The sequence below is a fragment of the Halobacillus kuroshimensis DSM 18393 genome (assembly GCF_000425705.1).
Lineage (GTDB): Bacteria > Bacillota > Bacilli > Bacillales > Halobacillaceae > Halobacillus > Halobacillus kuroshimensis.
Genome location: NZ_AUDY01000012.1, coordinates 26,626 through 40,627, shown reverse-complemented (window position 1 = coordinate 40,627; position 14,002 = coordinate 26,626). Strand labels below are relative to the sequence as shown.

Below are 14,002 nucleotides of genomic sequence, written 5' to 3'. Positions count from 1 at the left end.
AGGTCTCCGATACCCTCTTGTGGACAAGCGTACAGCCAAAAAAATACTCCTGCCGGCTTTTATGGCAGAAGTATTTGTTGAAATCAGCGTGGGTGAATGACGACATGCCGGCGCGGATCGTTTCCGTCCGAAGATGTTTTCACTTGTTCATGTTGCTGCAAAGCATTGTGAATGATTTTTCTTTCATAGGAAGGCATCGGCTCAAGCCGAACGTCCCGGTTCGTCCGGACCGCTTTATCTGCCAGCCGTCCCGCCAGGTTCTCAAGTGTTTCTTTCCGACGGCTTCGATACCCTTCAGCATCAAGCATAACGGTATAAAAAACGTCAGATTCGCGGTTGACGACGAGCTGAGCCAGATATTGAAGTGAATTCAATGTCTGACCGCGCTTGCCGATCAGGACAGCGATCTGCTCTCCCTCCAGGTTGAGGAAGATATCCCGCTGCCGCACTTCCGAATGGACCTGAACAGGAGCTCCCATTTGTTCTGCTACTTCATAGATGAATGTTTCAGCATCCTGCAGAGGATTTTTCTTGATGGATACTTTGACAATCGCTGGTTTGGAGCCAAACCCAAGAAATCCTTTTTTACCTTCATCAATGATATCAATGGTGACTTGATCTTTTGATGTCTGTAATTGCTCTAATGCAGATTGGACCGCTTCATCAATGGATGGACCCGTAGCAGTTAATTGTTTCACTCACTTGCTCCTCCCGTCGCATCTTTCATCATTGGTTTACGGATGAATACCGTCTGCAGAATCATAACGATGTTACCGACGATCCAGTACAGGGCAAGGGCAGATGGGAAGAAGAATGCGAATGTACCGATCATCAGCGGCATTACATAAAGCATCATCTGCATCTGCGGGTTCTGCGCTGCTGCGCCGCCCGCCATCATTAATTTTTGCTGCAGGAAGGTCGTTCCAGCTGTCAAAATGGCAAGGAATGGATCGGATGAACCGAGTTCCAGCCATAGGAAGTTATGCGTCTGAATCTCCGAAGTTCTCATGATGGCATGATAGAATCCGATCAAAATCGGCATCTGCACGATAATCGGCAGACAGCCCGCCAGCGGGTTCACGCCGTGCTTTTGGAACAGCTGCATCGTCTCCTGCTGGAGCTTCTGCTGTGTCTGGGCATCCTTGGATGAATATTGTTCACGAAGACTCTGTAATTCCGGTTGAATATCCTGCATCGCTTTGGAGCTTTTCAGCTGCTTAACGTTCAACGGAAGCAGAACCAATCGAATGATAATCGTTACAACGATAATCGACAATCCATAGCTGCCACTGAAAAGGTCCGCAAAATATAGTAGGGTTTGAGACAATGGCCATACGATATACTCGTTCCAAAAACCTGTGCTATCCGAGTTGATTTCCTGGTTTACCTGCGTACACCCGGATAGGAACGTAAGCACGCCCGCCATGGCAAGCAGTGCTATCATTTTATTGCGCAACGTTCCTTCCTCCTTAAATGACTCTTCACTTTTTCTTTTATCAAAACGTTCGTACTACGACAATCATAAGTTTAGCATTAATGACTGTCCTTTTTCTATAACGATTACGTGCGAATTTTCTTATTTAGAAGCTTGGACCTCATAAGTACATGGGTCAGGCTTTTCTTTATTTCATGAAAATCCATCTGGCTGGCCGGCTTACGTGCAATGACCACCAGATCATAATGAGGATGGATATCGTCTTCCAGCTCATGAAAGGCCTGGCGCAGATAGCGCTTAATCTGGTTGCGCTTGACCGCATGTCCCAGCTTCTTGCTGACGGAAAGACCGATGCGGAAATGCGTCTGCTCTTTTTTCTTCATGTAGTAGATCACCAGCTGCCGGTTGGCGAAAGACTGGCCGCCTTGAAAGACCTTCTGAAATTCCTCGTTTTTCTTAATTCGATTTACTTTCTTCATCGAACACCCTCCAGATGAGTGAACATAGAGGGAGATACTGCCCTCACATTCCGATCAATCCCGTTAAAACGTTCTCAAATTATCCTTAAAATAAAAGCGGGACGTTCGATCCGCCCCACTTTTGACTTTCCCTATTCTGAAAAAAAGACCACTGATAGTTTTCAGTGGCCTATGCGGATAGAACTTTTCTTCCTTTACGACGACGGCGTGCAAGAACTTTACGTCCATTTGCAGAGCTCATGCGTGAACGGAAGCCGTGTACTTTTTTACGCTTACGATTATTTGGTTGAAACGTGCGTTTACTCATTATATATACACCTCCTGGGCAATAATCCAATAAAACAATTAAAAGGCAGTCTTGAACAGTATAATAAAATGCCCCCTGAATTGTCAACTCGATTTTCATTCTTCCTTTTTCCAATTATGCACGACGTTATATAACAGGCTGTAGTATAACACAACAAAAAATGCCCCCGGAAGCGGTCTCCATTCCTTTTACATGACGAACATTCACAGCCATTGTGTATAATTTTTCAGCTGATTTTGACTGTCCACAACAAATATCGACAAGAAAATCACAGAATCCAGTGTTGTGGATGAAAGTTTTCTACAAGCCCTTGATATTGTGGATAAGTTACGCCGACCCATTGCAAGCCGTGTTTTTATCTGGTATCATATTTGTGTTTAACAGCGATTGACTTCAAAACAGCTGAGATCTTTTCCACAGACTGTGGATAACATGTGGACAGTTATTAACAGACCTGTTCATGCAGTTATACACAAGCGTGTGGACAATGAAAATAACTCTCTGGAAGTCTAGTAAAATCAACATTCAAACATCCACACCCGTGCAGCACTGTCGGGGAGGTACAACCTTATACAAACCTTATACGAGCGCCTTTCGATCCTTTTGCTACGTTCGAAAAAGAGAACGAAAGGTGTTTTTGTTTTCCAATGAAACAGAGAGGGGTGAAACAATTTGGAGAACATCCACGAACTATGGAACAATACGCTGGACCATATAAAAGAAAAAATCAGCAAGCCCAGCTTTGAAACGTGGCTTAAAGCGACAAAAGCCGACTCCCTTAGTGAAAATACGCTGACCATCGTCGCTCCAAACGAATTCGCCAGAGACTGGCTTGAAAACCAATACGAAAGCTTGATTACAGAAACGTTATATGAAGTAACGGGTGCGGAACTGGAAACAAAGTTCATCATTCCAGAATCCAAGGACGATGCCCTGGAGGATGTGAAGCTGTCTTCCAAAAAGGTTCCGAATGTAAAAAATAACGGAAATGAAGAGTCGCCTCAGAGCATGCTCAATTCCAAATATACCTTTGATACATTCGTCATCGGATCCGGCAACCGCTTCGCCCATGCGGCCTCACTGGCTGTAGCCGAAGCACCGGCAAAGGCCTATAACCCGCTGTTCATCTACGGAGGGGTCGGGCTTGGGAAAACACACCTGATGCACGCCATCGGCCATTATGTGCTTGACCATAATCCGAATGCCAAAGTCGTTTATCTGTCCTCGGAAAAATTCACGAACGAATTCATCAACTCAATCCGGGACAACAAGGCCGTCAATTTCAGAAATAAATACCGCAGCGTTGATGTCCTTCTTATTGATGACATCCAGTTCCTCGCGGGCAAAGAGCAGACACAGGAGGAATTCTTCCATACGTTTAATACACTCCACGAGGAAAGCAAGCAGATCGTCATCTCCAGCGATCGTCCGCCGAAAGAGATCCCGACCCTTGAAGATCGTCTGCGTTCCCGCTTTGAATGGGGGTTGATCACAGACATTACACCGCCGGACCTGGAAACAAGAATCGCTATTTTGAGGAAAAAAGCGAAGGCAGAAGGGTTGGATATCCCGAACGAAGTCATGCTTTACATTGCCAACCAGATTGACACCAACATCCGTGAACTGGAGGGCGCCTTAATCCGTGTCGTCGCCTACTCTTCCTTGATCAACAGCGATATCAATGCCTCTCTGGCAGCGGAAGCGCTGAAGGATATTATTCCAAGCTCCAAGCCGAAGGTGATTACGATTGAAGCCATTCAGGAGATGGTCGGAGAGAAATATAATGTGAGACTGGAAGATTTCCCTGCTAAAAAACGGACGAAATCTGTAGCCTTCCCCCGCCAGATCGCTATGTATTTATCAAGAGAACTGACCGATTTCTCACTGCCGAAGATTGGGGAAGAGTTCGGCGGACGGGACCATACCACCGTCATTCATGCTCATGAAAAAATCTCAAAAATGGTCGCAGATGATCAGCAGCTCCAAAAAGAGCTCGATGAAATCAAAGAGCAGCTCAAATCCCACTAGTGGATAATGTGGACAGTGGTTGCAGGTTCATCAACAACCTATCCACATGTGTATAACAAGCCACATAAAGGCTTTAATAAGGTTATCCACAATTCCACAGCCCATACTAGTACTATTACGACCTTTTTTATAAAAAAATATATAATAAATGCTCATTAGGAGGAGTGTTCGGAAATGAAATTTGTCATCCAGCGGGATCAGTTGATGGATAGTGTGCAGAATGTCATGAAAGCCATATCTTCAAGAACAACGATTCCAATCTTAACGGGAATGAAATTAGAAGCCACTTCAGAAGGAATTAAATTAACAGGCAGTGATTCAGATATCTCAATCGAATCTTTTATCCCTGCAGAAGAAGATGGCATTGTCTATGCAGAAGATATTGAACCGGGCAGCATCGTCCTTCAGGCTAAATATTTTCCTGATATCGTCAGAAAGCTCCCACAGAACACCGTAGAAATCACCAGCGATGAGTCGAGAAATGTCACGATCCGCTCAGGAAATGCAGAATTTCACCTAAACGGCCAGGACCCTGAAGAATATCCACAGCTTCCTCAGCTTCATACGGAGGACAGCTTTGAACTGCCAATTGATCTTTTGAAAAACCTGATCAGACAGACGGTATTCGCCGTATCCACTTCAGAAACGCGCCCAATTCTTACAGGTGTCCATGTGAAAATGGATGAAGGCAGCCTGGAATTCATTGCAACGGACAGCCACCGCCTGGCATCAAGGAAAGTACCTCTTGACCAGCCGGAAGGAAAATCCCTGCCTGCGGTCGTCATTCCAGGGAAGAGTCTGACAGAATTGAATAAAATTCTTGCCGATTCGGATGATAAGATTGAAATCAGCGTGACAGACAACCAGGTCCTTTTCCGTACGAAGCACTTATACTTCCTGTCCCGTCTGCTGGATGGAAACTATCCAGAAACGTCCCGCTTGATTCCGGAGCAGAGTAAAACCGTCGTTAAAATCGATGCCAAGGATCTTCTTCAGTCCGTCGACCGTGCCTCTCTATTAGCAAAAGAGAACCGCAACAACGTCGTAAGACTCGTAACCAAAGAATCCAATCATCTTGAGATTACCGGGAACTCACCGGAAGTCGGAAATGTCGTGGAAGAAGTAACCGCGAATGATGTCGATGGGGAAGACTTGAAAATCTCTTTCAGTGCGAAATATATGATGGATGCCTTGAAAGCTGTCGACTATGATCAAGTCAAAGTCGAATTTACGGGTGCCATGCGTCCGTTCCTGATCCGCCCTGTCGATGATGATCAGATTCTTCAGCTGATTCTTCCCGTACGGACATACTAAAATATAAATCGTTGAATAAAAGAAGGTGCTCGATAACTTTCATAGGAGCACCTTCTTCTTTTTGTCCTCAAAAACAGCAGGAATCCGTAGAAAAAGCACCTGTGGAAAACCGCAGGAAAGAAGAAATATAGTTATCCACATTGGGGATATCCGGTGAAAAAACCGGCAGCAGGAGAGTTCGAGGGATTGGACTTTCCTTACACCTTTATCTTTAGTAAAATATAGAGATAGGTGAATTCATGAAATAGGGTGAAAATATATGAGCGAAGAAATTGGAATCAGCACAGAATACATCCCACTCGGGCAGTTTCTGAAATTAGCGAACGTTGTCGAATCTGGTGGAATGGTGAAAATTTTTCTGGCTGAATTTGAAGTGAATGTAAATGGTGAACCGGAAAACCGCAGAGGCCGGAAACTGTACGTGGGCGATACAGTGGAGATTGAGGAATTCGGCAGCTATACAGTTGTAAGCGAAGGGTAACCCCCTCCATCTATGTATATCCATGAACTGTCCCTGCGTTCTTATCGTAATTACGAGCAGCTTTCATTGAGCTTCGACCATACAATCAATGTGATTATTGGTGAAAATGCCCAAGGAAAGACGAATTTGATGGAAGCCATCTATACGCTTGCCTTTACCCGGTCCCACCGGACGCCGCGGGACAAAGAATTGATACAGTGGGACCAGGAATATGGTAAAATAAAAGGGACGATCTATAAACGTAACCGCCGCTTTCCTCTGGAGATCATCATTTCCAACAAAGGGAAAAAAGCGAAGTTGAATCATATTGAGCAGAAGCGTCTGAGTGACTATATCGGCGCTTTGAATGTTGTCATGTTTGCACCTGAGGATTTGAATCTCGTCAAAGGGAGTCCTCAGGTGCGTCGTCGGTTTATTGACATGGAAATCGGCCAGATCCAGCCCGCGTATATCTATCATCTCGGGCAGTATCAAAAGATTTTGAAACAGCGGAACCACCTGTTGAAGGATCTTCAGCGCAAACCGCAGGCTGACAGGACGATGCTCGGCATCCTGACCGAGCAGCTGGTGGAGCATGCCGTGACCATCATTGAACGGCGTTTCAAGTTTCTCCAGCTGCTCAGATCCTGGGCAGGTCCGATCCATGAAGGGATCAGCCGCAGCCTTGAACAGCTGGAAATTTCCTATGATGCGAGTGTGAAAGTATCAGAGGATATGAATTTGGAAACAATAAAGAAGACGTATATAGAGAAGTTCCAGGAAATCGAAACGAAGGAAGTCGAACGGGGGACCACTTTGGCAGGCCCTCACAGGGATGATCTGGTTTTCTACGTAAACGGAAAAGACGTCCAGACATACGGGTCGCAAGGTCAACAGCGGACGACAGCCTTATCTTTGAAACTCGCTGAAATTGAACTGATTCATAGTGAAGTAGGAGAATATCCGATTCTGCTGCTGGATGACGTTTTAAGCGAACTGGATGATTTCCGTCAGTCCCACCTGCTTCATACAATCCAGGGGAAAGTCCAGACGTTTGTATCGACTACGAGCATAGACGGGATTGAGCATGAAGCTTTGGAAGAAGCCGCCATTTTCCGTGTGAAAGAAGGAACGATCGAGATAGAGAAATGAGGTGTACCGCATGTTTATTCACATTGGGGATGATCATGTGATTCAGTCGAAGGATGTCGTGGCTATTATCGATCATAGTTTGATTTCCTCCTCATCCATCATCGAGGAAATGATCGTCAGCCAGCGGAAAAATAGACGCGTCATAGAATCACAGGAACATCAGGCAAAAGCCATTGTCATTACCAGTGATGTTATTTATTTCAGCCCTCTTTCCGTGTACACGCTGAAAAAGCGGGCGAACATGATGACGACGCTGAACAAGCTCGAGGATTTTTCCGAAGAGCCGATGGAATAGATAGAGAGAACATTTGGTGTAAGAGATTACTGTCAAACCACTTGAGAAATGTAGGTGAGTACCATGAAGGAAGATATTATCGAAGAACAGCAGGCCTATGATGAAAGTCAGATACAGGTGCTTGAAGGTCTGGAAGCTGTTCGGAAGCGTCCCGGCATGTACATTGGATCCACCAATGAAAAAGGACTGCACCACCTCGTGTGGGAAATTGTCGATAACAGTATCGATGAAGCGATGGCCGGCCACTGTGACCACATCCAGGTCATGATTGAAAAAGATAACAGCATCACCGTTACGGATAACGGACGCGGTATTCCTGTCGGTATTCAGGAAAAAACCGGACGTCCGGCTGTTGAGGTTATTTTGACGGTTCTTCACGCCGGAGGTAAATTCGGCGGAGGCGGCTATAAAGTCTCCGGAGGACTTCACGGTGTCGGTGCTTCTGTTGTAAACGCCCTGTCTACAAAACTGGAAGTCTTCGTCCACCGTGATGGTCAGATTCACTACCAGTCCTACAAGCGCGGCGTACCGGAAGAAGACTTGAAAGTAGTCGGGGAGACCGATCAAACCGGTACCCGCATTCATTTCATCCCCGATGATGAAATCTTCCAGGAAACGCAGGAATACAAGTTTGAAATCCTGGCCAACCGGCTGCGTGAGCTTGCCTTTTTGAATAAAGGCCTGACGATCACGATTGAAGATAAACGTACGGATGAAGATCCCGTCGATTACTACTACGAAGGAGGCATTCTTTCCTACGTTGAACATATGAACCGCACCCGTGAAGCGATTCATGATGCGTTCTTCATCGAAGGGGAGCAGGATGAAATCTCCATCGAAATCGCTATGCAGTACAATGACGGTTTCGCCAGCAATATTTATTCCTATGCCAACAACATCCATACGTATGAGGGCGGGACACACGAATCCGGATTTAAAACCGGACTGACCCGTGTTATCAATGATTACGCGAGAAAGAACAGTATGTTCAAGGAGACCGACCCGAACCTGACCGGTGATGACGTTCGTGAAGGTTTGACAGCGATTATTTCCATCAAGCACCCGGATCCCCAGTTCGAGGGGCAGACGAAGACGAAGCTCGGAAACAGTGAAGCCCGTACCGTTACCGATGCGCTGTTCTCGGAATCCTTCTCAAAGTTCCTGTTTGAAAACCCGACGATGGCGAAGACGATTGTCGAAAAGGGTTTGATGGCTTCCCGTGCCCGTATGGCTGCGAAGAAAGCGCGTGAACTGACACGTCGTAAAAACGCGCTGGAAGTTTCCAACCTGCCTGGTAAACTGGCAGACTGCTCTTCCAAGGATGCCAACATATCAGAACTGTATATTGTTGAGGGTGATTCCGCGGGTGGATCAGCCAAACAGGGAAGGGACCGTCATTTCCAGGCGATTCTTCCGCTGCGTGGTAAAATCATCAACGTGGAAAAAGCCCGCCTTGATAAGATCCTGTCCAACAATGAGGTGCGTGCCATTATTACAGCCCTCGGTACAGGAATCGGGGAAGAGTTTGATATTTCCAAAGCCCGTTACCATAAAATCGTGATCATGACGGATGCTGATGTGGACGGTGCCCATATTCGGACGCTGCTTCTCACTTTCTTCTACCGTTATATGCGTCCACTGATTGAATCGGGCTACATTTACATTGCCCAGCCGCCTCTTTACAAAATCCAGCAGGGCAAAGCGGTGTACTACACGTACAGCGACAAACAGCTGGATGCGAAACTGGCGGAGCTGTCCAGTTCACCGAAACCAAGCGTCCAGCGTTATAAGGGTCTTGGAGAGATGAACCCGGAGCAGCTTTGGGAAACGACAATGGATCCGGAAACACGGACGATGCTGCAGGTCAGCCTGGAAGATGCGATTGGAGCGGATGAAACGTTTGATATCCTGATGGGAGACAAAGTGGAACCGCGTCGTAACTTCATTCAGGAAAATGCGCAGTATGTTCAAAACCTTGATGTGTAAGAGATAGATCGGAGATGGAGCTTTTTTCATAAGGCTCCTCTCTTCCTTTAAGGCAACTAGGAGGTAAATAGAATGGTCGATCAACCCGAGCGCCCGCGCGTGCAGGAAATCAATATCAGCCAGGAGATGCGTACATCCTTCCTGGACTATGCGATGAGTGTTATCGTCGCCCGGGCTCTGCCTGATGTCAGAGACGGTTTGAAACCTGTACACCGCAGAATACTATATGCCATGCACGACCTCGGTATGCATGCAGACAAAGCTTACAAGAAATCCGCCCGTATTGTCGGAGAGGTGATCGGTAAGTACCACCCTCACGGTGATTCCGCCGTTTACGATACGATGGTGCGGATGGCGCAGGACTTCAACTACCGCTATATGCTTGTCGACGGACACGGAAACTTCGGTTCTGTCGATGGCGATGCAGCGGCAGCGATGCGTTATACCGAAGCCCGGATGTCGAAGATCTCCATGGAGATTCTCCGGGATATCAACAAGGATACGATAGACTACAACGACAACTACGATGGCACGGAGCGGGAGCCGGAAGTGCTTCCAGCCAAATTCCCGAACCTGCTCGTTAACGGAGGATCGGGAATTGCCGTCGGTATGGCAACCAACATTCCGCCTCATCAGCTTGGGGAAGTGATCGACGCGGTGCTGGCGTTAAGTAAGGATCCGGAGATTACCATCCAGGAATTGATGGAGAACCATATTTACGGACCGGACTTCCCGACAGCTGGTAAAATCCTCGGTTTAAGCGGGATTCGTAAAGCGTACGAAACCGGAAAAGGCTCACTGACCGTCCGCGCCCATGTGGAAATCGAAGAGCAGTCCAATGGTAAATCATTCCTGATTGTTACGGAGCTTCCTTATCAGGTGAACAAAGCCCGGCTCGTCGAAAAAATCGCCGACCTCGCCCGTGATAAGAAAGTGGACGGAATTACCGATCTTCGTGACGAATCGGATCGGAACGGCATGAGGATTGTCATTGAACTGCGCCGGGACGTCAACCCGAATGTACTGCTGAATAACCTGTACAAAATGACGGCCCTGCAGTCCACATTCGGCATTAACATGCTGGCCCTCGTCAACGGCCACCCGAGAGTTCTCAACCTGAAGCAGTGCCTGGAATATTATTTGGATCACCAGAAGGTCGTCATCCGGCGCCGTACAGAATATGAGCTGAAAAAGGCCGAAGCCCGGGCTCACATCCTTGCTGGTTTAAGAATTGCTCTTGATCATCTGGATGAAGTCATCGCATTGATTCGTGAATCCCAGACGACGGAAATCGCCCGCACAGGCTTGATGGAACGCTTCAGCCTTTCAGAAAAGCAGGCCCAGGCGATCCTTGATATGCGTCTGCAGCGCCTGACTGGTCTTGAGCGCGAAAAGATCGAAGAAGAATACCAGGATATTATGAAGCTGATCGCTGAGCTGAAAGCGATTCTTGCGGATGATGAGAAAGTATTGGAAATCATTCGCGGGGAACTGATGGATATTAAAGAGCGCTACAATGATGAGCGCCGCACAGAAATCGTGCTCGGTGGTACAGACTTCATAGAAGACGAAGACTTGATTCCTGAGGAAACGGTCATCGTGACCCTGACTCATCAGGGATACATCAAGCGTCTTCCGGCCAACACCTACCGATCCCAGCGCCGCGGCGGACGCGGAGTGCAGGGAATGGGTACCCATGAAGAGGACTTTGTGGAGCATCTGCTTTCCACGTCCACCCACAATACGCTGTTGTTCTTCTCGAACAAAGGGAAGGTCTATAAGGCGAAGGGCTATGAAGTACCGGAGTTCAGTCGTACAGCGAAAGGGATTCCGATCATCAACATGCTGAACGTGGAGCGTGATGAGTGGATCAACGCCGTGATTTCCGTCAATGAATTCGCTGATGACTGGTACCTCGTTTTCACAACGAAGAACGGAATCACCAAACGGACGACCCTTTCCCAGTTTGCCAACATCCGCAAAGGTGGTCTGATTGCCCTTGGACTGCGCGAGGATGATGAATTGATTTCCGTCCGCCTGACAGATGGAAACAAGGACATTATGATTGGAACGAAGAACGGGTACCTGATCCGCTTCAACGAAGATCAAATCCGTGCTATGGGCCGTACAGCAGCAGGAGTGAAGGGAATATCACTCCGCGATGACGATGATGTCGTATCCATGGAAATCGTTGATGATTCCCTGCAGGTGCTGACCGTGACAAGTAAAGGTTACGGCAAGCGTACACCGGCAGATGAATACCGCATCACCAACCGCGGTGGTAAAGGAATCATCACATGTAACCTGACAGATAAAAATGGCCATGTCGTCGCAACGAAAGCCATTAACGGTGAAGAGGATATCATGATCATCACCGAAAGCGGCGTCTTGATCCGTATGCCGATGGAAAGCATTTCCGAAACCGGCAGGAACACACAAGGCGTCCGTCTCATCCGCCTCGGCGACGGGGAGGAAGTTGCAACGGTTGCACGAGTGGATTCCGAGAAGGAAGAAGAGGAAGCAGCAGAGCTGATGGACCAGGAGTCTCCAGAAGAGACGCCTGTGGTCGAAGGTCAGCCGGAAACAACAGAAGATCCTTCAGATGAATCATAAAAACACATGATCGTCGCCTGTCCCTTTGCGGCAGGCGGCTTTTTTTATACCTTATTGGAAGGGTGGAGGAAAATAATGAAAGTGGCTTCTGAAAAAGTGGAGACCGGCTGTCTGCTTATCAAGGACGTGATGGGGCGTACCCATCGACCGATCATACCTAAAAATACGACATTAACACCCGTTCATATCGATGTTTTGAAAAGCTTCCAGGTCGAGTACGTGGAGGTGGCCACCCGTAAAGCTGACGGCCGTCCATTTACAGCCGGGGAAGCGGGAGAGAAGGAAGGTTCTGCAGCAGCTTCTCTGCTTGGAAGGAAAACGAAAACCGTTCTTTCCTTCCAGGATGAATACAGGGAAGCCGTCCAGGCATACAAGGAATGGTTCCGCGCATGGCAGGGCGGGGCACCTGTGGATATGGGAGCCGTCCGCAGCGTCATGGTCCCTCTATTGGAAAGAACAGCGTCTGCTTCCAAGGAAGTCTTTCACCTTCATCATCTAAGCACCAGCGAGGACTATATCTACCACCACAGCATAGCGACAGGCGTGATGGCCGGATACCTGGCCTCCAAACTTGGGCTCAATTACGGAGAATGGATTCAGGTCGGTCTGGCCGGCGTGCTGTGCGACGCGGGGATGGCAAAAATCGATCAGCGGATCCTTCATAAGCAGGGCGCCCTGACGGAACGGGAATACGAACAGGTAAGAAATCATCCGACCTATTCCTACCGCGCCATTGAACGCATTCCTTCTCTGAGCAGTCAGGCAAAACTCGCCGTCCTCCAACACCATGAGCGTCTCGATGGCACCGGCTACCCGCTTGGGCTGACGCAGAAAAAGATTCATACGTTCAGCCAGATCATTGCTGTCTGCGATATGTTCCACGCGATGACGAGTGAGCGGATCTACCGCTCGAAGCAGTCCCCGTACAAAGTATTGGAGGAACTGCTGCATGAACATTTCGGCAGGTATGACCATAAAGTGATAGAAACGCTGAAAAAAGAAATCGCCAATTTCTCAACAGGCGTAAAAGTCCGCCTTTCGGATAAGCAGGAAGCGGAGGTTCTTTTTGCGGAAACGTCCCATCCGACCCGGCCGATGATCAAGCTGTTGGAAACCGGGGATATCATCCAGCTGAAGGAATACCTCCAGCTTCATATTGAAGAAGTGTACGATTGAATCAAAGACCGGCCTCTGTCATAGAACGGACAGGTGCCGGTCTTTTAACCATGTGCTGATCAATGCCGGCACCTGATCCATTGCGGACTGCAGAAAATGAACGATAAAGACATAATCCTCCCTGTCCCGCATCTGCTCCATCTCTCCCCACCAATCCCCTTCGTAACGGACGAGCATACTGAGGTTGTACAGAACGGCAAAATAACTGAGCAGTTCGGGCCATGCCGTTCCTTCACATTCAAGCTTCTGTTTTTTCAACGAGTAAAGGTCCCGCATAGCTGGTAAAGGACGGAGCAGTTCATCCATGGCCGCTTTTTCTTTCTCTGCGGAAAAATCGAACAGATGAAAGGCGGCATGAGGGAACAGCCCGTGCGGCTGAATTCGGATTTCATCCTCAAGAAAACGGTATTGCTGCTTCTTTCTTTTCCGTGTCGATAGCCCGTGGGCAAGCACCTTGGCAGTAGCCGGATAGCCGGGATCCACCGTCAATAGACAGGCCTTCAAAAAATGGTTCAGGCCGTAATATAAAAGGAGAGGCTGCACACTTAAAGGGGTGGAGGAGGCAGAACTGACATACTCTCCCCCCAGGGTGAGTCCGTACATGAACCGCTCCGCATTGTTGTAGGCATGGTGCTCCACTCTGGAATGCTTCCCATCCGTATAGCAGGCATGCAGAAATGGACGGGTGTGAGAGGTTACCTGCATGTACTGCAAAAAAGGATCAAGCCGTCTCATTATCGTTCTTCCCTCCTTCTTC

The 14,002-nt window shown here is 47.9% G+C and carries 13 protein-coding genes; 8 read left to right on the top strand and 5 right to left on the bottom strand.

Going from position 1 to position 14,002, the window contains the following annotated elements:
- Window positions 1–83: 83 nt before the first annotated feature.
- The 4 genes from jag to rpmH form a co-directional block, all read right to left on the bottom strand.
- On the bottom strand, window positions 84–698 hold the full coding sequence (jag, locus tag H615_RS0114715; protein ID WP_027955862.1) for an RNA-binding cell elongation regulator Jag/EloR: 615 nt from the start codon (window positions 696–698) through the stop codon (window positions 84–86).
- Window positions 695–1,456, bottom strand: coding sequence for a YidC family membrane integrase SpoIIIJ (spoIIIJ, locus tag H615_RS0114710; RefSeq protein ID WP_027955861.1), 762 nt, complete (start codon window positions 1,454–1,456; stop codon window positions 695–697). The genes jag and spoIIIJ overlap by 4 nt, the downstream gene beginning before the upstream one ends.
- Before the next feature lie 104 nt (window positions 1,457–1,560).
- Window positions 1,561–1,914: a ribonuclease P protein component gene (rnpA, locus tag H615_RS0114705; RefSeq protein ID WP_027955860.1), complete on the bottom strand. Its 354-nt coding sequence runs from the start codon at window positions 1,912–1,914 to the stop codon at window positions 1,561–1,563.
- A gap of 169 nt (window positions 1,915–2,083) precedes the next feature.
- Window positions 2,084–2,221, bottom strand: coding sequence for a 50S ribosomal protein L34 (rpmH, locus tag H615_RS22135; RefSeq protein WP_084163166.1), 138 nt, complete (start codon window positions 2,219–2,221; stop codon window positions 2,084–2,086).
- A 672-nt stretch (window positions 2,222–2,893) separates the two neighbouring features.
- Between rpmH and dnaA the strand changes: the two genes are divergently transcribed.
- The 8 genes from dnaA to H615_RS0114665 all read left to right on the top strand — a co-directional run bounded on the left by dnaA (window position 2,894) and on the right by H615_RS0114665 (window position 13,245).
- A complete protein-coding gene (gene dnaA / locus H615_RS0114700) occupies window positions 2,894–4,249 on the top strand; it encodes a chromosomal replication initiator protein DnaA (RefSeq protein ID WP_027955859.1) in 1,356 nt (451 codons plus the stop codon).
- 174 nt (window positions 4,250–4,423) lie between these two features.
- Window positions 4,424–5,563, top strand: coding sequence for a DNA polymerase III subunit beta (gene dnaN, locus H615_RS0114695; protein WP_027955858.1), 1,140 nt, complete (start codon window positions 4,424–4,426; stop codon window positions 5,561–5,563).
- 259 nt (window positions 5,564–5,822) lie between these two features.
- Window positions 5,823–6,044, top strand: a complete 222-nt coding sequence (gene yaaA, locus H615_RS0114690) for a S4 domain-containing protein YaaA (protein WP_027955857.1) — start codon at window positions 5,823–5,825, stop codon at window positions 6,042–6,044.
- A gap of 12 nt (window positions 6,045–6,056) precedes the next feature.
- A complete protein-coding gene (recF, locus tag H615_RS0114685; RefSeq protein ID WP_027955856.1) occupies window positions 6,057–7,175 on the top strand; it encodes a DNA replication/repair protein RecF in 1,119 nt (372 codons plus the stop codon).
- 10 nt (window positions 7,176–7,185) lie between these two features.
- Complete coding sequence (gene remB, locus H615_RS0114680; protein WP_027955855.1) at window positions 7,186–7,470, top strand: extracellular matrix regulator RemB; 285 nt, start codon at window positions 7,186–7,188, stop codon at window positions 7,468–7,470.
- A gap of 63 nt (window positions 7,471–7,533) precedes the next feature.
- On the top strand, window positions 7,534–9,456 hold the full coding sequence (gyrB, locus tag H615_RS0114675; protein WP_027955854.1) for a DNA topoisomerase (ATP-hydrolyzing) subunit B: 1,923 nt from the start codon (window positions 7,534–7,536) through the stop codon (window positions 9,454–9,456).
- 72 nt (window positions 9,457–9,528) lie between these two features.
- A complete protein-coding gene (gene gyrA / locus H615_RS0114670; protein WP_027955853.1) occupies window positions 9,529–12,069 on the top strand; it encodes a DNA gyrase subunit A in 2,541 nt (846 codons plus the stop codon).
- Window positions 12,070–12,144: 75 nt separating this feature from the next.
- Window positions 12,145–13,245 carry an HD-GYP domain-containing protein gene (locus H615_RS0114665; protein ID WP_051254727.1) on the top strand — a complete coding sequence of 367 codons (1,101 nt, stop codon included), beginning with the start codon at window positions 12,145–12,147 and terminating at the stop codon, window positions 13,243–13,245.
- Between the two features lie 18 nt (window positions 13,246–13,263).
- Here H615_RS0114665 and H615_RS0114660 read toward each other — a convergent pair whose 3' ends face one another.
- Window positions 13,264–13,980 carry a YaaC family protein gene (locus H615_RS0114660; protein WP_027955851.1) on the bottom strand — a complete coding sequence of 239 codons (717 nt, stop codon included), beginning with the start codon at window positions 13,978–13,980 and terminating at the stop codon, window positions 13,264–13,266.
- Between the last annotated feature and the right edge of the window lie 22 nt (window positions 13,981–14,002).